Origin of the sequence: Campylobacter concisus (genome assembly GCF_902460625.1) — a bacterium.
Taxonomy (GTDB): Bacteria; Campylobacterota; Campylobacteria; order Campylobacterales; family Campylobacteraceae; genus Campylobacter_A; species Campylobacter_A concisus_AD.
In genome coordinates this window covers 326,208-349,248 of sequence record NZ_CABPUT010000002.1, presented here as the reverse complement: position 1 = coordinate 349,248, position 23,041 = coordinate 326,208, and the positions used below count along the sequence as shown (strand labels likewise).

24 protein-coding genes, 1 tRNA gene and 1 pseudogene are annotated in these 23,041 nt (G+C 38.6%); 11 read left to right on the top strand and 15 right to left on the bottom strand.

The annotated features are described in order from the left end of the window. Positions 1 to 103 precede the first annotated feature (103 nt). Complete coding sequence (locus tag F3G69_RS02105; RefSeq protein ID WP_149714260.1) at positions 104 to 841, top strand: 4Fe-4S dicluster domain-containing protein; 738 nt, start codon at positions 104 to 106, stop codon at positions 839 to 841. Between the two features lie 13 nt (positions 842 to 854). Then, positions 855 to 3,845 (top strand): molybdopterin-dependent oxidoreductase, encoded by a 2,991-nt coding sequence (locus F3G69_RS02100; protein ID WP_149714259.1) that lies wholly within the window; start codon positions 855 to 857, stop codon positions 3,843 to 3,845. A gap of 224 nt (positions 3,846 to 4,069) precedes the next feature. Here F3G69_RS02100 and F3G69_RS02095 read toward each other — a convergent pair whose 3' ends face one another. The 11 genes from F3G69_RS02095 to F3G69_RS02045 form a co-directional block, all read right to left on the bottom strand. Next, complete coding sequence (locus F3G69_RS02095; protein ID WP_103579428.1) at positions 4,070 to 5,131, bottom strand: tyrosine-type recombinase/integrase; 1,062 nt, start codon at positions 5,129 to 5,131, stop codon at positions 4,070 to 4,072. A 76-nt stretch (positions 5,132 to 5,207) separates the two neighbouring features. Continuing rightward, positions 5,208 to 6,068, bottom strand: coding sequence for an AMIN domain-containing protein (locus F3G69_RS02090; protein WP_103599866.1), 861 nt, complete (start codon positions 6,066 to 6,068; stop codon positions 5,208 to 5,210). Between the two features lie 5 nt (positions 6,069 to 6,073). After that, positions 6,074 to 6,364 (bottom strand): hypothetical protein, encoded by a 291-nt coding sequence (locus tag F3G69_RS02085; RefSeq protein WP_054197225.1) that lies wholly within the window; start codon positions 6,362 to 6,364, stop codon positions 6,074 to 6,076. Beyond that, positions 6,361 to 7,611, bottom strand: a complete 1,251-nt coding sequence (gene eno / locus F3G69_RS02080; RefSeq protein ID WP_103565812.1) for a phosphopyruvate hydratase — start codon at positions 7,609 to 7,611, stop codon at positions 6,361 to 6,363. The genes F3G69_RS02085 and eno overlap by 4 nt, the downstream gene beginning before the upstream one ends. Beyond that, entirely contained in the window at positions 7,611 to 8,708 is a 1,098-nt protein-coding gene (gene recA, locus F3G69_RS02075) for a recombinase RecA (protein WP_002940852.1), read from the bottom strand. The genes eno and recA overlap by 1 nt, the downstream gene beginning before the upstream one ends. Before the next feature lie 62 nt (positions 8,709 to 8,770). Beyond that, on the bottom strand, positions 8,771 to 9,259 hold the full coding sequence (locus tag F3G69_RS02070) for an addiction module antitoxin (protein WP_149714258.1): 489 nt from the start codon (positions 9,257 to 9,259) through the stop codon (positions 8,771 to 8,773). Between the two features lie 8 nt (positions 9,260 to 9,267). Continuing rightward, on the bottom strand, positions 9,268 to 10,065 hold the full coding sequence (locus F3G69_RS02065; RefSeq protein WP_149714257.1) for a UDP-N-acetylmuramate dehydrogenase: 798 nt from the start codon (positions 10,063 to 10,065) through the stop codon (positions 9,268 to 9,270). Next, entirely contained in the window at positions 10,062 to 10,331 is a 270-nt protein-coding gene (fliQ, locus tag F3G69_RS02060) for a flagellar biosynthesis protein FliQ (protein ID WP_223154231.1), read from the bottom strand. Before fliQ ends, F3G69_RS02065 begins: the two co-directional genes overlap by 4 nt. Next, positions 10,328 to 11,143 (bottom strand): menaquinone biosynthesis family protein, encoded by an 816-nt coding sequence (locus tag F3G69_RS02055; protein WP_410470293.1) that lies wholly within the window; start codon positions 11,141 to 11,143, stop codon positions 10,328 to 10,330. The genes fliQ and F3G69_RS02055 overlap by 4 nt, the downstream gene beginning before the upstream one ends. A gap of 112 nt (positions 11,144 to 11,255) precedes the next feature. Then, on the bottom strand, positions 11,256 to 11,753 hold the full coding sequence (locus tag F3G69_RS02050) for a chemotaxis protein (RefSeq protein WP_149714255.1): 498 nt from the start codon (positions 11,751 to 11,753) through the stop codon (positions 11,256 to 11,258). Between the two features lie 8 nt (positions 11,754 to 11,761). Next, entirely contained in the window at positions 11,762 to 12,850 is a 1,089-nt protein-coding gene (locus F3G69_RS02045) for a nicotinate phosphoribosyltransferase (protein ID WP_149714254.1), read from the bottom strand. A 129-nt stretch (positions 12,851 to 12,979) separates the two neighbouring features. On the opposite strand from F3G69_RS02045, the gene modA (F3G69_RS02040) reads away from it, so the two are divergent. Together modA (F3G69_RS02040) and F3G69_RS02035 are read left to right on the top strand one after the other, a co-directional pair. Then, positions 12,980 to 13,678, top strand: coding sequence for a molybdate ABC transporter substrate-binding protein (gene modA / locus F3G69_RS02040; protein ID WP_149714253.1), 699 nt, complete (start codon positions 12,980 to 12,982; stop codon positions 13,676 to 13,678). Positions 13,679 to 13,686: 8 nt separating this feature from the next. Beyond that, the gene (locus F3G69_RS02035; protein WP_149714252.1) at positions 13,687 to 14,346 is read left to right on the top strand and encodes a molybdate ABC transporter permease subunit; all 660 of its coding nucleotides are present in this window, start codon (positions 13,687 to 13,689) and stop codon (positions 14,344 to 14,346) included. A gap of 8 nt (positions 14,347 to 14,354) precedes the next feature. Here the strand turns inward: F3G69_RS02035 and F3G69_RS02030 are convergent. Further along, a tRNA-Sec gene (locus F3G69_RS02030) sits at positions 14,355 to 14,452 on the bottom strand. A gap of 75 nt (positions 14,453 to 14,527) precedes the next feature. On the opposite strand from F3G69_RS02030, the gene F3G69_RS02025 reads away from it, so the two are divergent. After that, positions 14,528 to 15,103 carry a BON domain-containing protein gene (locus F3G69_RS02025; RefSeq protein WP_087579260.1) on the top strand — a complete coding sequence of 192 codons (576 nt, stop codon included), beginning with the start codon at positions 14,528 to 14,530 and terminating at the stop codon, positions 15,101 to 15,103. Positions 15,104 to 15,110: 7 nt separating this feature from the next. On the opposite strand, the gene F3G69_RS02020 is transcribed toward F3G69_RS02025, so the two are convergent. From F3G69_RS02020 to F3G69_RS02010, 3 genes are read right to left on the bottom strand one after another with little or no spacing between them, the layout of a single operon-like run. Continuing rightward, positions 15,111 to 17,555 carry an efflux RND transporter permease subunit gene (locus F3G69_RS02020; protein WP_149714251.1) on the bottom strand — a complete coding sequence of 815 codons (2,445 nt, stop codon included), beginning with the start codon at positions 17,553 to 17,555 and terminating at the stop codon, positions 15,111 to 15,113. Continuing rightward, positions 17,555 to 18,157, bottom strand: a complete 603-nt coding sequence (locus F3G69_RS02015) for a Tgt2/MlaC family protein (RefSeq protein ID WP_087577886.1) — start codon at positions 18,155 to 18,157, stop codon at positions 17,555 to 17,557. The genes F3G69_RS02020 and F3G69_RS02015 overlap by 1 nt, the downstream gene beginning before the upstream one ends. Before the next feature lie 2 nt (positions 18,158 to 18,159). Further along, on the bottom strand, positions 18,160 to 18,870 hold the full coding sequence (locus tag F3G69_RS02010) for an MlaA family lipoprotein (protein ID WP_103588304.1): 711 nt from the start codon (positions 18,868 to 18,870) through the stop codon (positions 18,160 to 18,162). 164 nt (positions 18,871 to 19,034) lie between these two features. Here F3G69_RS02010 and F3G69_RS09590 point away from each other — a divergent pair. The 6 genes and pseudogenes from F3G69_RS09590 (at position 19,035) to F3G69_RS01975 (ending at position 23,038) form a co-directional block, all read left to right on the top strand. Beyond that, positions 19,035 to 19,816 (top strand): annotated as a pseudogene (locus tag F3G69_RS09590) (TOBE domain-containing protein). Beyond that, positions 19,817 to 20,572 carry a molybdate ABC transporter substrate-binding protein gene (gene modA, locus F3G69_RS01995; RefSeq protein WP_103599877.1) on the top strand — a complete coding sequence of 252 codons (756 nt, stop codon included), beginning with the start codon at positions 19,817 to 19,819 and terminating at the stop codon, positions 20,570 to 20,572. It abuts the pseudogene before it with no gap. Then, complete coding sequence (locus tag F3G69_RS01990; RefSeq protein ID WP_084109625.1) at positions 20,569 to 20,964, top strand: TOBE domain-containing protein; 396 nt, start codon at positions 20,569 to 20,571, stop codon at positions 20,962 to 20,964. The genes modA (F3G69_RS01995) and F3G69_RS01990 overlap by 4 nt, the downstream gene beginning before the upstream one ends. Next, positions 20,961 to 21,818 (top strand): sulfate/molybdate ABC transporter ATP-binding protein, encoded by an 858-nt coding sequence (locus F3G69_RS01985; protein WP_103599878.1) that lies wholly within the window; start codon positions 20,961 to 20,963, stop codon positions 21,816 to 21,818. The genes F3G69_RS01990 and F3G69_RS01985 overlap by 4 nt, the downstream gene beginning before the upstream one ends. Continuing rightward, entirely contained in the window at positions 21,815 to 22,492 is a 678-nt protein-coding gene (modB, locus tag F3G69_RS01980; RefSeq protein WP_103599879.1) for a molybdate ABC transporter permease subunit, read from the top strand. The genes F3G69_RS01985 and modB overlap by 4 nt, the downstream gene beginning before the upstream one ends. A 48-nt stretch (positions 22,493 to 22,540) precedes the next feature. Continuing rightward, entirely contained in the window at positions 22,541 to 23,038 is a 498-nt protein-coding gene (locus F3G69_RS01975; protein ID WP_103599880.1) for a redoxin family protein, read from the top strand. Positions 23,039 to 23,041 lie beyond the last annotated feature (3 nt).

Below are 23,041 nucleotides of genomic sequence, written 5' to 3'. Positions count from 1 at the left end.
TCTCAAAATTTAATACATTTTGCAAAAATATAAAATAAACTTTAGAAAAAATATTTACTATGTTAAAATAAGAAAAAATTCTAAAAAGAAAGGAGAATTTTTTATGCAACAGACCTTAAATTCTCGTCGCAGCTTCATTGCAGCTGCAGGATTATTTTTTGCTACGACCGCACTAAAGGCTGCACCAAAGGACTTTAGCGGTAGTAATGTTCGCTACGGCATGGCGATAGATCTAACAAGATGTGTTGGATGTCAGTCATGTACTATGAGCTGTATGTTGGAAAACGACGTTCAACCAGGCGCTTTTAGAACCATTGTTTCCGAGTACGAGGCAAGAGATAAGAGCGGTAAAATGGCAGTCATTGCGTCACTTCCAAGGCTTTGCAACCACTGCAACAATCCAGCCTGTATTAGCGTTTGTCCAACTGGTGCTAGCCATCAAAGAAGTAATGGCATAGTAAAGATTGATACAAAAGAGTGCATAGGCTGTGCGCTTTGCGTAGAGGCCTGTCCATATCACGCAAGATATCTTAGCCTGCATACCTACAAGGCCGATAAATGTACCTTTTGTGATCACAGACTAAGAGCAGGGCTTCAGCCAGCATGTGTAGAGAGCTGTGTGGGCGGTAGCCGTATAATAGGCGATCTTAATGATCCTAACTCAAATATTAGAAAATTTCTAGCCACACATGAGACTATGGTTATAGATAGCCCTAAAAATACAAATCCACAGGTGTTCTACCACGGCGTTAGCAAAATTTTGGCTAAAAACGATAAGAAACTCGAGCTTGATAATGGATATAAAAAGGTTATCAGCTGGAGCGAAGAGATAGCACAGTAAAAGGAAATAAATAATGCAAAGAAGAGAATTTTTAAAAAGATCAGCCGTGCTCTCAACACTAACCACGAGTGCTATGCTGGCAGATGAAGATAAGGACGACTATAAACCGCAGGCAAACTCACTAGAGCCTGAATTTCGAGTAAAAAACGGCAAAATTTCACTTAGTGATGGACATAGCGTTATTTTTTCGATGTGCCATGGCTGTACGACGAAGTGTGGCATAAGACTTCATGTGGACGACAAAAACGACCGCGTTTTAAGATGTAGCGGCAACCCATACCACCCACTTTCAAACGTACACTGGGCAAATTTTGACACATCGATAAATGACGCACTTCTTGCCACAACACTAAGTGGCGAAGACGAAAAGCGAGCCACAGTTTGCGCTAGAGGAGCGATATTGCCTGAGATGATAGACTCACCTGCAAGGATACTAACGCCACTAAAGAGAGTTGGTAAAAGGGGTGAGGGAAAGTGGAAGAGCATAAGCTTTGAACAGCTAGTAGAAGAGGTCGTAGAGGGAGGAGATCTCTTTGGTGAGGGGCACGTGGACGGGCTAAGAGCGATATATAGCGACGAGCTAATTGATAGCGAAAACCCAGAGTACGGCACCAAACGCAATCAATTTTTAAGTTTTTATCTATATGATGGGCGCTCTGACATCGTTGATCGCTTTGTCAAAAAGTCATTTGGCACTATAAATCACTACTCGCACGGCGGAATTTGTGGTGGTGGCTTTAGGGTCGGTGGTAAGATCGCACACAACGCAAAGGGCTTTGCACATACAAAACCAGACTATGAAAACTCTAAATTTGTTATCTACTGGGGCACTTCGCCGTCAAATGGTGGCAACCCTTTCCAAAAACAGGCAAAAATGCTCTCTTATGCAAGAGGCACGAGAGATGACTTTACCTATGCAGTGGTCGATCCAAGCGTTACAAATGCTGTAAAATACGCCTCTTCGGACAAAGGCCGCTGGATAGCGATAAAGCCAGGCACCGACTCAGCTCTAGCTATGGCTATGATACGCTGGATCATAGAAAATGAAAAATACGCTACAAACTACCTTATTCAGCCAAATTTAGACCAGGCAAAGCTAGCAGGCGAGATACACTGGTGTAATGCCACGCATCTAGTCATCACCGAAAAAGACCACAAAGACTATGGTAAATTTGCACTTATCAACAATGAATGGCAGGTTTGCTCACAAGATGGCAAGATACAAAGCTACAAGGTAAATGAACCAGCCAAGCTCTACTACAAAGGTAAAATTTTAATAGACGGCAAAAAGGTCGAGGTAAAAAGCTCAATGCAGCTTTTAAAAGAGTCAGCTTATAAGCATAGCTTAGAGGAGTACTCAAAAATTTGTGGTGTAAGCGTTGAAGATATCATCTGGCTTTGTGAAAATTTCACCAAAAATGGCAGACAGGTGAGCACAAACGTGCATGGCGGTATGATGCATACTCAAGCTGGTATGACTACTTTTGCGATACTTTGTCTAAACACGCTAATGGGCACTTATGGCTACAAAGGTGGCAACGTCAATGCAAGTGCCGGCACACACGAGTTTTTAAAGGGCAGATATGACCTTGAGAGCTTTGAGGGCGCTTATAAGCCAAATGGTCTAAATTTATCAAGATCAGGCAAATACTACGAAACAAGCTCTGAGTATAAGCGCAAAGTAGCAGCTGGCGGCAGCGGCTATCCATCAACTCAGCCATGGTATCCTATCTCTATGCCACTTGTAAACGAAACGCTTACAAGCCACAAGGCTGGCTATCCATACAAAGTAAAAGTTTTCATAAACTACATGACAAACGTACTTTACGGCCAAGCAGGACTTGAAAGAGCGGTTTTAGACGTACTAAAAGATAGTAAAAAATTACCACTTTTTGTGGGGATAGACGCCTTTATGAACGAGACAAACGCCTATGCTGACTACATCGTGCCAGATGGGGTAAATTTAGAAAACTGGGCACTTCCAAACTCTCTTTGGGGAACGATCGCTAAAACTTCAGTCGTGCGCTATCCAGCCGTTAGCTCAAAGCAGGCAAAGGATAAAAACGGCGGCGCGATCGACGTTGAGGCATTTTATATAGCCGTAGCAAAGAGGCTTGGACTAAAAGGCTTTGGCAAAAATGCCTTCAAAGACAAAGACGGAAATTTCATGGATCTTGACGTAAAAGAGCAGTATTATGCGGCTGCACTAGCAAATTTAGCCTTTGATGGCGAGGGTGTGAAAGATATAAGCGACGAGGACAAAAAGCTTAGTAAGATATCAAGAGTGATGACAAAACTTGATCCTTATCTAAAAGACGAAGAGAAGCCAAAAGTAGCGCACATACTAGCAAAAGGCGGCAGATACGATAGCTACGAGAGTGCTTACAAGGGCGATAAAGCAACCGTAAAAGTGCCAGCGCCTATGCCAGCTTCTATCTACTATGAGCCACTTGGTGGGCATAGACACTCAATAACAGGCGAATTTATGCCAGGAGTGCCAAGTCTAATGCTGCCAGTAGCAAGTGACGGCACGCCGCTTGAGAAATTTTTCCCACGCTCTGAGTGGAAATATACAGTGAGCTCAAGAAAGTCAAATATCCAACACTTCTACACATTTGTTAGTCCAAGGCTAAGATCTGTTCATCCTAAGAATTTCATAAGGGTATCGACAGATGTGGCTAGCGAGCAAGGCATTCGCTCAGGCGATAAGGTTAAAGTGACTACGCCTTATGGCGCACAAGTTGGCGAGGCATTTGTGACTGACGGCGTTGCTAGCGGGGTTATCAGCATAGAGCATGGATTTGGCCATGATGAGTTTGGTATAAGAACGCACATCGTCGATGGAAAGCCAGCTTTTGGGATCGCAAATTTAGAAAAAGGGGTCAATCATAATAAGCTTGGACTTCTTGATCCAAAAAGAAATGGCGAATTTAGTTTAAATGACTGGTTGGTTGGCACTTGCGCTAGACAAGCACTTCCTGCAAAGATAAGGAAAATCAGCTAGTTTGATATAAATTTGGTGAGTAGAGTAAAATTTGCTTGCCAAATTTTATTTTTTATAAGGGCTTTTGACTAGCGGATTGTAAATTTAGATACAGAGCAAACCTTTGGGCTGCTTGCAAGCCAAAATTTCCTCATATATTTATAGGGTTTCATAGTTAAATTTAATGTTTTAAATTTTACATGAGTTAAATTTAGTATTGCTAGTTTGCTTTGGCTTTAAGCGCTCTAGTTTGCTAGATCCTCAGCTACCTTTGCGGCAAGTCTCAGCTTATCACTATCAAAATGCGTGTAAATTCTTGAGGTATTTAGGCTTGCATGACCTAGAGCTTCTTGCACCAAAACAAGGTCTTTTTGCTTTTTGTAAAGCATCGTTGCAAAGGTGTGGCGTAGCATGTGAGCACCATTTTTCTCTTTTCTGATGCCAGCTTTAAATAAAATTTGCTCAACTATGCGGCTAACATAAGCCTGCGTAAGCCTGGTGCCTTTTTTATTGATGAAAAGATAGCCTTCTTTATTGATGTAGTTTATTGCGATCGCATTTAGATGAGCTTCTATGAGGTGACGTTTTATCATAACGATGCGGTATTTGTTGCCTTTGCCTCGGATCCTAATGATAAAAAGATCGCCATCTTCAGTGATGTCTTTTCGCTTTAAATTTAGAGCCTCGCTCACACGAATGCCAGTAAAAATTATCGTTTTTATTATGAGCTTATTGCGATTTGAGTTTTGCTTAAAGTCACTTTCTTCGATCGCATCTAGAAATTTTTTGACCTCATCTTCACCCATAAACTCAGGTAACTTTTGCCCTTTGTTGCCACTCACTCCGCCCCAGTTTTTTAAATTTATATCAAAAACATGGGCCTTGCCATCCTCTTCGTTTTGTTTGTCTAAAAACGCAAAGAAATTTATTACTGAGATGCGGTAATTTTTCTTACTAGCATCGCTTAGTCCGCCAGTCGTGCTAGCTAGTATTTCGCTTAGTAGCTCTTCATCGATCTGCTTTAGGCTGCTAAGCTCGTAAAATTTCATCGTTTCATATATTTTTTTAAGTGGATTAAAGTAGGTATTTATACCAGTAAGCCCTGCATTTCTCGCACTTTTTACCAAACCATCAAGCTGATCAATGTTCTTTACCTCACGGCTTAGAGCGTAATTCACACTTGCAAGTGCCTTTGGATCTCGAAGCTCTTTATTCGAAAGTGAGCTAAGTTTAAATTTGACGTAGCGAGTGAGCCAAAATATAAATGAGTTTTCAAAATTATCTTTACAATCAAGCGGGTATTTCAAACCAATAACCTTAAATTTTTATTTTGAAAAGTATTATATTTGAAATTTTATAAAATCTACTCTTTTTAAAATTCAACTATAAAAGCTTAAGCAAATATCCATTTTCAGCGGCTTCAAGCTTATATTTATGCATCTTATCAAGTTCTAAAACCACTCTGAAATATCTATCGTGCCAACCTATGATCACATTTTTAAAATGTTCATTTTCAAGTTTTAAGCTCTTGGTTTTAAAGCTTCTTGGTGGCCTTGCAAAGTCAAGAACGATCTTATTTTTCTCATAAGCAAAATGCTTTAAATTTTTAGCTTTTGTAGCGATTTTTAGCTCTTTGTCGTTGGCTAGAAAGCTTATAAAACCTAGAAATTTAACATCTTTTCCATTTTTGACACTATCAACGGGTTTTGTACTAGGCTCAATCTTTATCTCGACCACCTTTTGTTCAGGTTTTATGTTAGTTTCTTTTGCTTTATCTGTGCTAAGATCGATCACTACAACATTTGGAGTTGGCATATCTGAAGTTTTATTTCTATCTTTATTTGAAATTTTAGTTTCATTTTTTTCTATTATCACAGGAGTGCTTACTTTTTGGCTAGGCATATTTGCCATTGTGACCGAAACATCTAGCTTTTTTGCCACAACTGGTTCTGGATTTTTTACCTTATTTAAAGCAAATTCATCGCTGTAATCGATAGTTTTATTTATATCAGCTAGTCTTTTTTCCTTTATGGTGCCGTCATTTGCTCTATATTTTATGGTGACATCTAGTAAAAGTGCCGCATCACTTGGAAATTTAAACGAAAGAGAATCAAAGCTATCAAATTTTTCTATGATATTTGTTGTCATAACGCTTGTATTTAGCTCGCTAATAGGCATAAATGGGTTCTCTCTAGCAAAGACGCTTGCTGCAAATATAGATAAAACTAACCAAAATTTTTTCATCATTCCTACTTTTTATTAAAGTCTGGCTCAAGGCCTTGTAATTCAAAATAATCTTTTTGCAGGCGCGCGTTCATTTTTTTTAAAATTTCCACGTCCTCGCTAAGTCTATCTTTTTTACTCTGAAGGCTTAACATAACATCAAGTGAGCGTTTGCCAAACATCATATTGCCTACATAAAAAGCAAACATAGCCACACAAATGGTGGCTATGACGTAGCGTAATGTTGGTCTAATATATTTTAAAATTTTATGAAATATGCCATCGGTGTTGCCATATTCGTCTAAAATTTCGCTCAAATATTATCCCCCAAAAACTCTCCAGCCTCAAGTTCGATCTCAAGCAAGCGGTTGTATTTTGCGTTACGCTCGCTTCTTGAAGTAGCACCTGTCTTTATCTCGCCAGTGTTTAGTGCGACTGCAAAGTCAGCGATAAACGCATCTTCGCTCTCGCCGCTTCTATGGCTCATTATGCAGCGATATCCGTTTCTTTGAGCAAGGCGGACAGTTTGCATAGTTTGTGTGACTGAGCCTATTTGATTTGGCTTGATTAAGATTGCATTTGCGATCTTTTTCTCGATACCTTCGCGTAAAATTTTCTCATTTGTGACAAAAAGATCGTCGCCAACTAGCTGAACTTTGCTGCCAAGCCTTTTTGTAAGCTCAGCCCAGCCGCTCCAGTCGTCCTCGCTAAGGCCATCTTCGATAGAAAATATCGGATATTTTTCGCAAAGTTTTTCATAGTAGCTAATAAGCTCGTCGCTGCTAAATTTCTTGCCCTCAAGCTCGTATTTGCCGTCTTTATAAAGCTCGCTTGAAGCGACGTCAAGTGCTAGTTTTATCTGGCTGCCTAGCTCATATCCAGCCTCTTTTACAGCTTGTGAGATGAGCTTTAGCGGCTCTTCGTTATCTTTTAAATTTGGAGCAAAGCCACCCTCATCGCCGACAGCCGTGCTGTGTCCAGCTGCGTTTAGGATAGATTTTAGCTTGTGATAAATTTCAGTTGCAGCTCTTAGCGCCTCGCTAAATGTGCTAAAACCAAATGGCATGATCATAAATTCTTGAAAATCAACGCTGTTGTTTGCGTGTGCGCCGCCATTTATTATGTTAAACATCGGCACTGGCAAGATGCTGGCGTTTGCACCGCCAAGGTAGCGATAAAGCGGGATATTTAGGCTCTTTGCAGCTGCGCGAGCTACTGCCATAGATACGCCAAGGACTGCGTTTGCGCCTAAATTTGAGTAGTTGTGCGTGCCATCAAGCTCAAGCATCTCCGCATCGACTGCCTTTTGGTTGTAAGCATCAAGGCCTATAACTGCCTCTGCGATCTTTTCATTTACGTTTGAAACAGCTTTTAAAACGCCCTTGCCAGCGTATCTCTCGTCTTTGTCACGAAGCTCGAGCGCTTCACGCTTGCCTGTGCTCGCGCCACTTGGCACAATCGCGCTTGCCTCGGTTCCATCACTTAGTCTAACTGTCGCACGAACTGTTGGGTTGCCTCTGCTGTCTAAAACCTCGTGAGCTTCTACATCTTCAATAAATACCATTATTCATCTCCTGCTTCGTTTGTGTCGTCGTCTTCGTCTTTTGCGCCGCTACTTATTAGGTGATCAATCCCCATTGAGCCTTTTATCGCCGCTACTATCTCATCAGAAATTTCTGGGTGCTCTTTTAAGTAGGCTTTGGCGTTTTCTCTGCCTTGACCCAGTTTTTCGGCCTTGTAGCTAAACCACGCACCTGATTTGTCGATGATGTCAAGCTTTACGCCATAGTCGATGATCTCGCCCTCTTTGCTCACACCCTCGCCAAACATGATGTCAAATTCAGCCACTTTAAATGGAGGCGCAACCTTATTTTTAACGACTTTTGCTTTTGTGCGGTTGCCGATAGGCTCGTCGTTTTGTTTAAGTGTGGCTATCTTTCTGACATCGATCCTTACAGATGAGTAAAATTTAAGCGCATTACCGCCAGTTGTGGTCTCTGGCGTGCCATATCCCATCATACCGATCTTCATACGAATTTGGTTGATGAAGATAACAGTCGTCTTCATCTTGCTTAAAATTCCAGTTAGCTTTCTAAGCGCCTGGCTCATAAGCCTAGCTTGCAAGCCAACGTGCTGATCGCCCATATCGCCGTCTATCTCGCTCTTTGGAGTAAGAGCAGCGACGCTATCAACTACGATAAGATCTATCGCACCGCTTCTTGCGAGTGTCTCAACTATCTCAAGTGCCTGCTCGCCAAAGTCTGGCTGAGAGACGTAAAGGTTGTCGGTATTTACGCCTAAATTTGAAGCGTATTTTACGTCTAATGCGTGCTCTGCATCGACAAATGCACAAATTCCGCCAGCTTTTTGCGCTTCAGCTATGATGTGAAGCGTGAGCGTGGTCTTACCAGAGCTCTCTGGTCCGTAGATCTCAATGATCCTGCCTTTTGGAACACCGCCTATGCCAAGAGCTAGGTCAAGTCCTAGCGAGCCAGTCGGTATCGACTCGATCGCCTCAACCTCTTTGTCGCCAAGTCTTAAAAGCGTGCCTTTACCAAAAGCTTTATCGATCTGCTTTAGCGCAAGCTCGAGCGCCTTTTTCTTGTCCGCTTCACTCTCTGGGATAGCTATCTTTTTGTCACTATCTTTTTCTTTTGCCATTTTTTACCTTATAGTTGAAATTTGGCTTGATTTTATCTAAAAAGAGATGAATTTTACTTGATTTACTCGCAAATTATAATATTTTCGCCAAGCAGTGCAGCGCTATCAATAAGAGCAAAAAGCTGCTCTTTTTCAAACAAAAATCCATAAATTTGATCTTCGTTTTTTAGTATCGCAAGCTTTAGTGGCTCTGCAAGTGAGCTTGCGCAAAGATTTAAAAAGGCTTCATCGATATGATTTTGTGAAATTTGGGGTTTGGTTTTAAAATTTTCATCTTTTATAAAAGAGATAAATTCCTCTTGTGAGGTGGATTTATTAAAGTTAAAAATTAGTTTTTCTTTTAAGGCTTCAGCCAAAATTTCATCAAATTTAACTAGATCTATGTGATTTTGAACACCTAAAATTTTGATAAAATTTAGCAAGTTTTTATCATAACTGGCCACATTTTTCTCATGCTCGCTTTGTGCCTTTTTGGCCCTATAAATGGCATAAAAGCCAATAATTATAAACAAAAGTGAAAGGGTAAAAACTTCGCTCAAAAACTCACTCATCATCATCCTTATAAAATGCAAACTTCGGTCTTAAGCTCTACGCCAAATTTCTCTAAAACTCTAGCCTTTGCCAAATTTATAAGGCTAGTAGCGTCCTCAAAGCTTGCGTGGTTAAAATTTATCAAAAAATTTGCGTGCTCTTCGCTAAATTTCGCTCCGCCAATAGCGTATCCTTTTAGCCCGACCGCCTCAAGCAAAGCCCCTGCAAAGTGCCCCTCTGGATTTACAAAGCAGCTGCCAAAGCTAGCTCCTTTTGGCTGATTTGCCCTTTTTGCGCTGATAGCTTCAGAAATGCTTACGTCAAAGCCACTACTAAGCTCAAATTTAGCTCCCAAAATGACCTCATCTATGCCACTGTGGCGGTAGCTAAAGCTTATCTCATCTTTGTTCACCCAGCCACGAGCCAGACGCACATGCGTGAGATTGTCGCTTATGCTAAATTTAAGCAGCCCAGCATTCATTTTTATAAGTCCGCCAAGTGTACCAGGGATATTTTTTAAAAACTCAAGGCCAGCTATGTTGTTTTGCTTGCAGAAGTTATAAATTTTAGCTGATTTTGTTGCAGCACCTATCTCAAGATAAATTTTATCGCCTAAGCGTTCTAAATTTATATAGTCAAAGCTCTTGCCAAGTATCGCCATTTTTGGGGGATTTGGCGAGATGAGTAGATTGTTACCTCCGCCTATCATCACAGCACCCAAGAATTCAGGCGAATTTAGATCATCAAGGCAATTAACCTCAAAAATTTCATGCACGCCACCTATCCTAACCGAAGTAAATTTAGAAAAATCAACAAGCCTCGTCACTGGATAAATTCCGGTATAAAATCAAGCATGCGAGTGGTAAATTCAACCATCATCGAGATCATCCAAGGCATCAAAAATATGATAACAACGACGACTAGCAAAATTTTTGGCACGAAGCTTAGCGTGGTTTCGTTTATCTGCGTGGTCGCTTGAAAAATGGAGATGATAAGACCTGCTATTAGTCCGCTTAGCAGCATCGGGAGGCTGATGTAAAGGGCGATCTTAAAGGTTTCAACTCCAAGTGAGACAAGCGTACTTTGCATCAGCTAAACCTTACTTCGTTGTATTCAGTTGGGATTAGGTAGTCGTTTACTTCGATTGGCTTTTCAAAAAAGCCTTTGTCATAGCCTATTTGATAGAGCTTATTTAGCGCTTTTAGCTGCGTTTCGTTCATGCTTATAGACTCGTCATTTGCGTATAAATTTAGATACGTTTTAAGCTCCTCTTTGCCAACTCTGATGAGATTTCGCTCCATTAGCATGTGAGATAAAAATGGCTTGTGTGAAGTGGCGATCCTAACGGCCTCGCTAAGCACTCTCTCGCACTCGATCGCATCGGTTATCGGCAGGCTTCGTCTAAGCGCCATGCCGCCAAGTGGAAGAGGTAAATTTTCGCCGTTTAGCTCACTCCAGATGTCCCAAATTTCACGCTCTACGCAGAGCTGATCGGAGAAATTTAAGATACTTTCATGTATAAGCACCCCAGCATCGACCTCGCCGCTAAGCACGGCATTTTCGATCTCAAGGAAATTTTTGTAAACTATCCTCGCTTCTGGATAAGCGATACGAAAAAGCAAGGCATTTGTCGTGTTTTTGCCAGAGAGTGCGACCTTAAAATTTCGCTTTAGCTGCTTATCTTTTAGCTTGATAAGCTTTGGGCCATATCCATTGCCAAAGCTCACCGCGCAGCGTAAAAGTGCAAATTCATCGCAAATTTTAGGATAGAGCGCAAAGCTGATCGCTGTGGCCTCATAAGTGCCTTTTAATGCCTCTTCGTTTAGCGTTTCGATATCAAGCGCCTTTGATGTAAAGGCTAAATTTTTACTGCTAACCCAGCCAAATTTGACCGCGGCATACATGAAAATATCGTCAGCGTCTGGCGAGTGAGCGACGTTTATGGTTTTTAGATTGTGCAAAGATGATCCTTTTTTTGATTACGCCATTTTAATGAAATTTATTTAAAATAAAGTTTTAAAGGCGGTTTTTAAACGATTTTACCAGCTTTGCCTCTTTGAAATTTAGCATGTATTTTACGTCTATGGCGTCTTTAGCCCCTTTTCTTCGAGCAAGGATCGTTGAGTAAAATGGATGCTTAAGTTCAAGCATCTTAATCAGTTTTTGATCGCTATCTTCTTTTTTTATATTTTCAACGATTATTGTCGTTATAAAATTACCCTCAAACTCGTAAAATGGCCATACTATTACGCCAGCACCGCTTGTTTTAAAGTCCGTAATTTTAGAATTTTTAGGGATATTTAGCATGGAGATGATCTTTTTGCGTGAGCTATCCAAGTTTTGTACCGAGATCACCTTTACAAGCAGGTCTTTGTTCGCTCCGAGTCCATTTTCACTAAAGCGGTAAACTCCGTCTTCAAGGATGCCAACCTTTTCAAAGGCATTAGCGTAGTTTGCGGCGGTGCAAACGGTTAGAAAAAGTGACAGAAACATTAAAATTTTTATAAATTTCATCTTTTTTCTTAAAATTTCACTCTCTTTAGCCTATCTGAGGCAAAATTTTTCCTACCAAATTTAGCCTCATCTTTGCCGTTTAGCTCGACTAAATCGCCAGTAAAGCCACAAATGTCATTTTTAACAAGATAGCTTCCCACGCCATAAGTATCAACTGGTGTGTTATAAGCTTCAAATTCTTTTATAATTTTAGGGCTAAAGCCTGAGCTAACGACGATTTTGACGTATTTAAAACCAGCTTTATCAAGCGCCTCTCTTAGAGCAAATATAAGCTCCTTGCAAACACCGTGCGGGTCAAATTTGCTCGTGTCTTTGTCCTCAAAATATTTATCTATCAAATTTTTACTAGTATCAACCCTAACCGCGCCAAGCCTCTCTTTTAAGGCGTTTGCAGCCCTTAATGCATCTGTGATCACATCGTTGTTATAGTCCACTAAGGCCGTGATCTTCTCATTTTTAAAGGTTTTAGCATAAATTTCTGAGGCTTTTACTATATCTCCACCGCACATTTGAATAAGCGCATGAGGCATGGTGCCACCACCTTTTAGCCCAGTAAGCTCGCCCTGAGCGTCAGTAGCGACTTTTTTTATACCGCCGATAAATGAGGCATAGCCGTCGCCTGGCTGCGTGCAGATGTCATCTTGCCTGTCTGCCATGCTAAAAACATCCTTGCCATTCGCCGCTCTTATAACGTCTCTTGAATTTGTCGCCACGCAGCTTCTTCTAGTAAGCGTCGCATCGATCACGTTTTCTAAAAAGCCAAAATTTTCATACTTGCCGCTTATTTTTAAAACTGGCTCGTTTGCATTTATTATATCGCCATCATCAAGTGCGTAAATTTCAAGCTGGCTTGGGTCTTTGGCAAATTTGTTAATGACGGCTAAAACTTCGTCAATGCCACAAAGCACGATATCATCACGTCTTTGGAAAAACTGCATCGTCACGTGCTGATCTGGCAGGTTTTGCTTAATTATCTCATTTACTTTTAGAAAATATTTCGCAGTAAAGTAGCCCTCGCCGATCCTTGGATCTAACTTAAAAGTATTATCCGTTAGCCTATCTATCTTACCTTGCCTCTTTAGCTCAAGTTCGTTCATGCCTATCCTTTTGTTTTGTTGGAATTATACCATTTTGGCAAAAAGCCGAATAAGTTATAAAAATATATTTTAAGAATATATAAGAGTATATTTTATAAAATCTTGAAATTTTACTTTTAAAGGAAAAATATGAAAAAGTTCTTACTTTTAATGGTTGCAATTTTTGCATTTGGCAATGAAAATTTGCTAGTAAGTGCGGGTGGCGGATATAAAAAGATAGTCGAAGCAGTCGCGCAAAATCTCAAAAAAGATGGCGTAAATATCGACACTTCTTTTGCAAACATCACAGCTATCATGGCTCAGGCAAAAGAGGGCAAAACTGACGTGATCGTAGGCGATGAGGACTTTTTGAAAAAGTCTGATCTAAAGATCGCCGAGTATGTAAATTTAGGCTCAGGTGCTTTGGTGCTGGCTATCAAAAAAGGTGTGAAAATAGAAAAAGTTGAAGAGCTAAAAGCGCTTTCTAAGATCGCTATGCCAGATGCTGTAAAGACAGTTTATGGCAAAAGAGCGAATGAATTTATGCAAAAAGCAAATTTAAGTGGCGAGCTAAAGGATAAAATTTTAGCGGTTGCCGGCGTGCCACAAGTCGTTACTTATGTATTAAACGGCGAAGTTGATGCTGGGTTCATCAACCAGACCGAACTAAACGCACACAAAGACGAATTTGGTAGTTTTATCTTGATAGACAAATCGCTTTACGCTCCAGCAAACATCGTAGCTGCAAAGCTTGAAGGATGCGACAAAAAGGCTGATTGTGAGAAATTTTTAAATGAGCTAAAAAGCGAGAGATCAAAAGAAATTTACACTAAATTTGGCATAAGATAAGGCTAAGCTTGCAAGAGCTCTCTTGGCTATTTGATCCTCTGGTTTTAAGCATAAAGGTCATTTTGTGCCAAGGGGCTTTGCTTATCATTTTTGGGCTGGCTTTGGCTTATTATTTAGCTTTTGGTAAGGCCAAATTTAAAGCTATTTTAGAGATGATCGTAACTTTTCCGCTCATCTTTCCACCCATTGCGACCGGATTTTTACTGCTTTATCTGCTTGGTAAAAATGGCATCGTCGGTAAGGCTTTAAATTTAGAAATTATTTTTAGTTTTAAGGCTCTTGTGTTAGCTGCTTTTATAGCCTCGTTGCCACTATTTGTAAAGCCTGTCGCTTCTGCTCTTGGCTCACTTTCAAAAAGCCTAAGTGAAGCAGCATACAGCCTTGGGAAAGATAAATTTCAAACAGCTATTTTTGTGCTCTTCCCGTGTGTTGCAAAAAGCGTAGCAGCGGCTTTTATCTTAGCGATCTCGCGTGGGCTTGGCGAGGTTGGCATAACACTAATTTTGGGTGGCAATATCATAGGCAAAACAGACACTATTTCGCTTGCCATTTATAATGCCGTATATGATGGTAAAAGTGATGAAGCGCTGATTTTAAGCCTTGTTTTGGTTGTATTAAGCTTTATTTTGTTTGGAATTATAAATTTGCTTGATAAAAGTAAAATTTAAAATGAGAGTGGCGAGAGGATGAGAGAATCGAACTCCCCACCAGACGGTCAACCGCCCAGTCATCGGGTTTGAAGCCCGTGAGCATCACCAGATTACTTTATCCTCCGTGCGCGTTATTTTAGCAGATTTAGATAAATTTTAGCCCATTTTCTATAAACTTTTTGAAATTACAAAAGGATTTCTGATTTTAAAATTTAGTGTTTTTGTATTTTTGGCTCTATTTTTTTGCTCTTGTTCCTCGGTTCTTTCTCCAGCAACTGCGCCGCTAAATGTATATGATGCATACTCTATTTCACGCGATAAACGTGGTATTTACTCGATCACAAGAGATAAATTTATACAAAGCAAATTACAAAGCAAAATTTTATTTTCAAAAGGTCTTAGTAATATCGACATCGAGATAGAGGTTTTTTACGGAGATGCTTATCTGATCGGACTTGTTGATAGTAAAGAGCTTGAAGATAAGCTAGTAGAACTAGCCAAAAGTACAGATGGCGTGCGAAAAATTTATACCTATCTTCGTATCAAAAAGCCAGAATATCCATGCGATAGTCTAAAAATTCTCGCAAACTTAAAGCAAAATCTTTTTAAAGATAGTATAGTCGAAGGAACAAATGTGCGTGTTAGCATAGTTGGCTGCGATGTTGTATTTAGTGGCGTAGTTGATAGCATTGAGCAAGAAAAACATGCTATTTGGTACGCTAAGCACATTGACGGCGTGGCAGATGTCTACTCATTTATCAAAGTCATCAAATAAATTTAGCTTAAATATCGCTCTTTTTTACAAAGCTTGCTATTAGGCTTGGCAAGATGATTAGTGCACCAAGAAGCATAAAAACCATAACAAGATCGGTTAGTAAGCCAAAATATATAGTTGGAATAAAATTGCTAGTTATCATCACACTAAAGCCAAGAAAAATGGTGAACGATGTGTAATACATCGCATATCCGATGCTTGCGTGCGCGACTTTAATGCTCTCAAAAACACTTTTTGTAAGCATTTCTTCTTTAAAGCGGTGGATGTAATGGATAATATCATCAACGCCAATACCAATACTAATGGCTGCAATCGTGATGCTCATCACATCAAGCGGAATGCCAAAAAATCCCATCACACCAAAGAGTGTGCAAAGCGGGATTAAATTTGAAACTATCGCAATGGTTGCTAGCTTTATGCTCCTAAAGATAAAGCAAAATATGACAAAAAGTATAGCAACAGTTAGCCCAAAAGTATCAACCTGCGAACTAAGTAAATTTTGAAGCATATTATTATAAAGCACCATCATGCCGGCAACTTCTATGCTTACATTGTCATTTTTAGTAAGCTGTGCTAGCCCTTCTCTAAGCTCTTTTAGAAATAAATTTCGTCTAAGTTCAGAGTCACTATCTACGATCCTTATACTAAATCTAAGCTCATCATCTTCAACGCTCACATAAGGGCTTAATAAGATATTTTTATAATTTTGTGGCAATTTCTCATACATCGCAGCTAATAAAAAATCATCACTCGCACCGTTATTTAGCTCTTTTATGGCTTTTATAAGGGTTGCTAGTGAGCTTACATGTCCGACAAATTTTTGCTCTTTCAAATAATCATGAATCTTCTCAGCAACCCTTGTGTGATAGCTATTAAACCAGTATTTTGCATCCTTGGCGTTGCTTTCAAACTCATTTTCAAACTCATCTTGCTCGGCATTTTTTTCTTGTTTTTGCTCTTTAAATTTCACTATCACATCAACTGGTATCGTGCCGCCAAGCTTGGTATCAATGACTTGCATTCCTTGGCGAATTTCTGTGCTTTCTTTAAAGTAGCCTATAAAGCTATTTTCAACCTTTATCTTGCTGATACCATAAATGCCAAAACAGACAACTAGAGCGCAAACTACGTAGATGATCTTCCTTGAGTTTAAGGCTAAATTTGCGCAGTATTTTGTAAATTTAAAGCTATTTTCAAAGGTTCTAATGGGAGCTAATTTTTCTAAATTTACATTTATTGCACCAAATAGCAAAAACGCAAGCACAAGCGAAACGCTAATGCCAGTGCTCATCATAATGCCAAGCATGATAACTGGCTTTATGTCAGCACTCATAAGCGAGCTAAAGCCAATAACTGTTGTAAATATTGCCCAAAAAGATGGAGAGAATTTATCACGAAGCGTTAGATAAATTAGCTGATTTTGGCTATATTTTGGATGCTTTGCGTAAAATTCTCGGTAGCTAACGACAAGATGAATCACGGTTGAAATAGTAATGATGAGCTGAAGTGCGATGTAGTTTGAGCTAATGACCGTCACTTCCCAGTCAAATATACCAAAAATTCCGGTCGTAAAAATGGCACTTACGGCACATATGAACATCGGCAAAACTATCCATCTAACCTGCCTGAAAAATAGCCATAAACTAAAGCTAAGAAGAGCAAGTACGCTTAAGCCATAGACCAAAAGATCGCTCTTTATAAAGCCTATCATATCATCAGCAATCATATTTGCACCGCCTAAGAATAGCTCGTCATTTGCGTTAAATTTAGCTATGGTTGCTTTTATGGCCTCAAGGTTTTTGTGATCGCTCTTTCTAAGCTCATCTCGGTAGGCTTTAAACTCATAGGCAAGAGCCTCTAGCTTAAGTCGCTCAGCTTGTGTGATAGTGCCGTTTGACTCTTTTTGGCTAAGTAAATTTCTCTCATTTACAAGCTCATTAAATTTCTCATCTTGTTTTAAATTTAGAGCAATAGCTGTGGTTTTTAGATCTTTGCTTATCAAATTTCCGCTGTAAATCGGACTTTTGGCAAACTCAAGCTTTGCTTTTGAAATATTTATATCTTTATCTTGCAGTGTTGGAGTATGATCTAAGATGCCCGTAATCCCGCCTTTTACACTATTTAAAAGCGGAATATTTATTATAGAGATGACGCTATTTACCATATCGTTTTTAGCTAGTTCATCGCCTAAATTTTTGATAAGTTCTAAATTTTTAGATGAAAAAAGATCACCTTTTGGAGTAAAAGCAACCACTAAAAATCCGGGTGAGTCGTAGCGTTTGGCTATCTCTCTATAAGCTTTTAAGTCAGGATCATGCTCAAGCAGTAGCGTTTCAGCTGACGCATCAACGCTAAGCTTAGTGCTAAGATAGCCAAAAACTACGCTTAAAGCTAAAATTAGAGCAATAATAAGCTTGTTTCTAGCAATGATAAATTTAAAAATTTGTCGCATTAAGGGTTAGTTTTATTTTGATCAGGCAAAACAGCTTCGTTTAGCTTTTGTAAAAGAGTATTGAAATCAGCGTTATTTAGCACATCACCAAACTGACTTCTGTATGTTTGAATGATGCTTACACCAACGATATCAAGATCGTAAATGAGCCATCCACGCTCTTTAGCGTCATAAAATTTATAGACAAATTCGTAGCTCTTGCCATCATTTATAAGCTCAGATGTGAGCCAATATCTATTTTTTTGAGGTTCGCTCTCACCAGTTATACGTATCTCTTGATCTTTATACCCTAAAAGTTTATCTATGTATGAGCTTTTTAGTTTTTGCTCAAATGCTGCGTCAAATTTAGCCTGCTCATCGCTACTTAGGCTGTTGTAACGTTTACCAAGGCTAATCTTTGCCATTTGTTTATAGTCAAAAAATGGATCAAGAAGAGCAAAAATTTCTTTTGTCTTTGCGTTATTGTCTAAATTTGTATCTTTTAAAATTTCAATAACCTTTGTTGTTTTCATCTCTACTTCAGGCTTGATCTGCTCTTTTGAAATAGCAAAAAGGCTAGTTGTAAAAAGTAAAATCATAGTTAGAATTTTTAAAATTTTCATATTTACTCCTTGATAAGCTTGTCGCGTCTTTGCTCGTAAGCATCGCGTAAAAATGGATAAAGATCAATAGCATCTTTTCTTAGTTTTTCATAAGCAGTTGGATCTTGTGAAAAGCTATTAAACGCTCTATATGACTTGATACCAGTTGATAAAAGTATGGGATCAACGTAGCTAATAGGATCAGCAAAATAATCTCCAACCATGCCACCAGTATCTCTTAAATTTGATGGTCCAATAAGTGGCCAAACGATATGAAAACCGCTGCCAAGTCCCCAATATCCAAGCGTTTGTCCAAAATCTTCATCGTGAGCTTTGAGGTTGTAGTATTTTGCTCCGTCTGTTAGTCCGCCAAAGCCTATTATCGTATTTGCTAAAAATCTTAATGTCTCTTCACCAGCATTTTGAAATTTAAACTGAAGTAGATTGTTTACAAAGCGAACTGGGAAAAGCAGGTTGTCAAAGAAATTTGAAACCATTGTTCTAGCTGTTTTTGGCACAACATAGGCATAGCCTTTTGCCACCGGAGTTAGCATATTTACATAGATAAAGTCATTTGCATGTGTCATCATTCTATTGTAGCCACTAAGTGGGTCAAAAACATCTTTTCTTGCCTCAAATTCAACATCAAATTCATCGCTTTCACTATTCGTATTTATGTCAGTATTAGCACAGGCTAAAAGCAAACTAAAAAAGATAGAAAGCAAAAATTTCATACTAAGCCTTATTTTTATTTATAAAATGTAGCTTGATTTTATCTTTTAAAAACTTTACAAGAAATTAAGAGAAATTTATAAATCGACTTAAATCTTTAAGCTTAAGGATTAATATAATTAGATATACTTCACAAATTATTCTCCAATATAGTAAAGGTAAAATTTTGAAAGCAGATATAAATTTAGAACTATTTTTAGGCGAAGATACACAGGTTTTAGCTAAACATATTACATTATTAAAGGCCATAAAAGAGACAAAAAGTATCACAAAGGCAGCAGAACTGGTTGGCATATCGTATAAAAATGCTTGGGACTGCCTTGATACGATAAATAACAAAAGTAGTAAGCCGCTTATTATTAGAGCTGATGGAAACAAAAAAATAGTGGCTCTGAGCTAAGCGAGTATGCCGATAAACTGATAAAAATTTATGATGCCATTCTTGAGACTCAAAAGGATTTTTTGCAAAAAATTTGTCAAAAAGTAGATTTTGAGGATGTAGATATTATAAATCTTCAAAGAATGAATATGAACTTAAGTGCTAGAAATCAGCTCTCATGCGAGATTATTGGCATAAATAGAGGTGCGGTAAATTCTCAAATAGTTGCAAAACTAAGTAATGGCTGCACGCTTGAGTCAAACATCACGGTTGAAAGTGAGAAAAATTTAGGCCTAAAAGTTGGACAAAAAGTTATTTATATTTTTAAAGCTCCAGCTGTCATTTTGGCTAAGGATCTAGATATAAAAATAAGCACAAAAAATCAATTAAAAGGCGAAGTGATCGAAGCAAAGATAGGTGCTGTAAATGCTGAAATCACTTTAAAACTAAGTGATGAGCAGACCCTAACTGCCATCATCACAAAAGATAGCGCGATGGATATGCAAATAGGCGTTGGTGACACGCTTTTAGCCATAGTAAAATCATCTCAAATCATAATAGGAGTATAAATGAAAAAGGTTTTTAAATTTCTATGCGCAGTAGCTCTGCTTGCCATAAACGCATTTGGCGCTGAAGTAAATGTATATGCTGCGGCAAATACAACATACGCATTTCCAGAGCTTATAAAAGAGTTTAACAAGCTTCATCCAGACGCTAAGATCAATCTAACTCTTGGCGCAAGCGGTGGCCTTGTCACGCAGATACAAAACTCGGCTCCAGCTGATATCTTCATGGCTGCTGATATGGGCTTTGCGCAAAAGGCCTATGACACAGGCTTTGCAGTGGCTGCTCCAAAAGTTTATGCACAAGGCGCTTTGGCGATCTTTTCTATAAGAGATGTGGATTTTAAAAAGGGCATCGAAGTGGTTCGTGGCTTAAAAGCGATCTCAATAGCAAATCCAGAAACAGCGCCTTACGGCAAGGCTAGTATCGAGGCTCTTAAAAATGCAAAACTTTATGACGAAGTAGAGAAAAACATCGTCTATGCTCAAAAAATTTCTGAGACACTTTCTCAAGCTTTGAGCGCTTCAGATGTTGGTTTTATCGCTGCTAGTGCACTTTTTGATGAGAAAATGTCAAAATACAAAGAGGGCGTTAATTATATATTTGTTCCGCAAGAGCTATACACTCCGATCGATCAAGGCATAGTTCTTCTAAAATATGCTGAAAAAAATGATGATGCAAAAGCATTTTATGATTTTATCTTAGGTGATAAATCAAGAGAAATTTTCAAGAAATTTGGTTACAACGTTCCAGCTAAATGATAAGAGCAAAGATCGTTGGAATTTTAACTAAAGATGACGTTAACTTATTTGAGCTAAAGGGTCTAAATTTAGAGGCAAATTTATTTATGCTAGTCTTGAATGAGGCTAGCAAATTCGCCTTAGATGATGAGATTAGCTTAGGTTTTAAAAGCTCAGATGTTGTCTTGGCAAAAAACAAACTTGACGCCAGCTCGCTTGAGAATGAATTAAAATGTGTAGTACAAGCCATAAATTTTGGTGAAGTTTTAAGTATTGTTGGTCTAAAGTGCGATCAAATCCACTTCGAAGCTATCATTTCAAATCACGCTTTAAAAGCGCTAAATTTGAGTAAAAATGATAGTGTTTTTGCCTATATAAAATCTACAAGCATTCACATAAGTACACAAAAATGATAGAAATTTCTTGTAAAAAAGAGCTAAATGGCGGTGGCGGAAAATTTTTACTTGAGGTAGACCTTAGCTTTGAAAGTGGTGATTTTGTCGCACTTTATGGAGCAAGCGGTGGCGGAAAGACTACTATTTTACGCTTGATCGCTGGTTTTGAAGCACCACAAAGTGGCTTTATAAAGGTTGGAGATAAAATTTTCTTTGATGAAAAGACAAATTTGGCTCCACAAAAGCGAAATATCGGCTTTTTATTTCAAGACTACGCACTTTTTGAAAATATGAATGTCTTTAAAAATTTACTCTTTGCAAAAAATGATCTAGCTCTAGCGAATAAACTTCTTGATATCTGTGGTCTAACCAGCCTAAAAAATGCAAAAATTAGCACTCTTTCTGGCGGTCAAAAGCAACGTGTTGCTTTGGCTCGTGCGGTTATGAGAAAGCCTGAAATTTTACTACTTGATGAGCCGTTAAGTGCGCTTGATAATGCCATGCGTGAGAAACTTCAAGACTATTTACTAGCACTTCATGATGAGTTTAAGATGAGCATTATTTTAGTAAGCCATGATATTGCTGAAATTTATAAGCTTTGCAATAAAGTTTTTGTCCTTGAAAACGGTAAAATTTCAAGATCAGGTAGTGCAAGTGAGATATTTTTAAAGAGTGCAGGATCACAGAAATTTGCCTTTAACGCTAAAATTTTAGAGATAAAAAAACGTGATGCTATTTACGTGGCAAATGTATTAATAAACCGCCAAATTTGTGAAGTGGTGCTAAGTAGTAGCGAAGCAATGAATCTAAAAGCAGGCGATATGGTGGTAGTTAGCACAAAAGCATTTAGTGTAAATTTGGAAAAAGCATGATAGACGAGTTAAAAAATATCGATTACGAGCCATTTTGGTTATCACTAAAATTATCTTTTATAACAACTTTTATTTTATTTTTTGTCTGCATCACACTTGCCTATTTTATGTCTCAAAAGAAATTTTTTGGTAAGTCGTTTTTAGAGTCGATAATATCACTACCCTTGGTCTTGCCACCAAGTGTTCTTGGCTTTTATCTACTCATTTTTCTTTCACCTTATTCGACCTTTGGTAAATTTATTGAAGAAATTTTTGGAGTTAGGCTTGTTTTTAACTTCACAGGCCTTGTTGTGGCAAGTTGTATCTATTCATTGCCATTTATGTTTGGGCCGATTTACGCTGGGCTAAATAGCCTAAAAAAGAGCCTTTTTGAAGCAAGTTATAGCCTTGGTAAAAATAAGCTCACGACTATTTTTAGGGTGATTTTGCCAAGTATAAGATCAAATTTATTAACAGCTACTGTCGTTAGCTTTGCTCACACCATGGGTGAGTTTGGCGTTGTCTTAATGATAGGCGGTAGCGTAGCTGGAGAGAGCAAGGTCGCTAGCATTGCGATATTTGAAGCAGTTGAAATGCTTGATTACACCAAGGCTCATATCTATGCACTTTTGATGTTAATAATTAGCTTTTTTGTCCTTTTCGTAGTTTATCTTTTAAATTCTAAAAAAGCTTAAGGCAAAGCTTATAAAGATATAATAGTAAAAAATTTTAAAGGATGAAGTATGATAAAAGTGCCTACAAGTATATATTTAAATACCTTAGACGGTAAGGAATTTGATTTTTCTGCCTTTGCAAGGACACACGACTGCGTTATTTTCATCTATCCAAAGATAGGCGAGGACTTTGGTCTTTTAAGCGAGCAATTGCAAAATACTGCGGGCATGAAGGGCTGCACCAAACAAGCGATAAACTACAAGAAATTTTTAAAAGACTTTAACGATCTTGGCTTCATGATAGTGGCTGTTGGCTCCCAAGATATAGCAGCTCAAAAGAAATTTCAAGAAGAAACTTCAGCTGGAGTTATGTTCTTAAATGATAGTGAGTTTATGCTTGAGAGAGCACTTGAACTACCAGTTTTTTCTGCATCAAATGGCCATAAATTTTACTTTAGACAAACGCTCATCATAAAAGATGGCAAGATAAGGCGCGCATATATAGTGGATGATCCTGAGAATGATGCTAAAAATATGCTAGAAAAACTCAAAGAAAAAGACTACTAGGAG

What these genes read in the sequence shown, in the direction of transcription:
- F3G69_RS02015 (WP_087577886.1), bottom strand. Translation starts at nt 18,157, where the DNA reads ATGAAAATTTTAAAAATTCTAACTATGATTTTACTTTTTACAACTAGC.
- eno (WP_103565812.1), bottom strand. Translation starts at nt 7,611, where the DNA reads ATGGTATTTATTGAAGATGTAGAAGCTCACGAGGTTTTAGACAGCAGA.
- modA (WP_103599877.1), top strand. Translation starts at nt 19,817, where the DNA reads ATGAAAAAGGTTTTTAAATTTCTATGCGCAGTAGCTCTGCTTGCCATA.
- F3G69_RS01975 (WP_103599880.1), top strand. Translation starts at nt 22,541, where the DNA reads ATGATAAAAGTGCCTACAAGTATATATTTAAATACCTTAGACGGTAAG.
- modA (WP_149714253.1), top strand. Translation starts at nt 12,980, where the DNA reads ATGAAAAAGTTCTTACTTTTAATGGTTGCAATTTTTGCATTTGGCAAT.
- F3G69_RS02050 (WP_149714255.1), bottom strand. Translation starts at nt 11,753, where the DNA reads ATGAAATTTATAAAAATTTTAATGTTTCTGTCACTTTTTCTAACCGTT.
- F3G69_RS02045 (WP_149714254.1), bottom strand. Translation starts at nt 12,850, where the DNA reads ATGAACGAACTTGAGCTAAAGAGGCAAGGTAAGATAGATAGGCTAACG.
- F3G69_RS02090 (WP_103599866.1), bottom strand. Translation starts at nt 6,068, where the DNA reads ATGAAAAAATTTTGGTTAGTTTTATCTATATTTGCAGCAAGCGTCTTT.
- F3G69_RS01985 (WP_103599878.1), top strand. Translation starts at nt 20,961, where the DNA reads ATGATAGAAATTTCTTGTAAAAAAGAGCTAAATGGCGGTGGCGGAAAA.
- F3G69_RS01990 (WP_084109625.1), top strand. Translation starts at nt 20,569, where the DNA reads ATGATAAGAGCAAAGATCGTTGGAATTTTAACTAAAGATGACGTTAAC.
- F3G69_RS02010 (WP_103588304.1), bottom strand. Translation starts at nt 18,870, where the DNA reads ATGAAATTTTTGCTTTCTATCTTTTTTAGTTTGCTTTTAGCCTGTGCT.
- F3G69_RS02020 (WP_149714251.1), bottom strand. Translation starts at nt 17,555, where the DNA reads ATGCGACAAATTTTTAAATTTATCATTGCTAGAAACAAGCTTATTATT.
- F3G69_RS02100 (WP_149714259.1), top strand. Translation starts at nt 855, where the DNA reads ATGCAAAGAAGAGAATTTTTAAAAAGATCAGCCGTGCTCTCAACACTA.
- F3G69_RS02055 (WP_410470293.1), bottom strand. Translation starts at nt 11,143, where the DNA reads ATGTATGCCGCGGTCAAATTTGGCTGGGTTAGCAGTAAAAATTTAGCC.
- F3G69_RS02070 (WP_149714258.1), bottom strand. Translation starts at nt 9,259, where the DNA reads ATGAGTGAGTTTTTGAGCGAAGTTTTTACCCTTTCACTTTTGTTTATA.
- recA (WP_002940852.1), bottom strand. Translation starts at nt 8,708, where the DNA reads ATGGCAAAAGAAAAAGATAGTGACAAAAAGATAGCTATCCCAGAGAGT.
- modB (WP_103599879.1), top strand. Translation starts at nt 21,815, where the DNA reads ATGATAGACGAGTTAAAAAATATCGATTACGAGCCATTTTGGTTATCA.
- F3G69_RS02105 (WP_149714260.1), top strand. Translation starts at nt 104, where the DNA reads ATGCAACAGACCTTAAATTCTCGTCGCAGCTTCATTGCAGCTGCAGGA.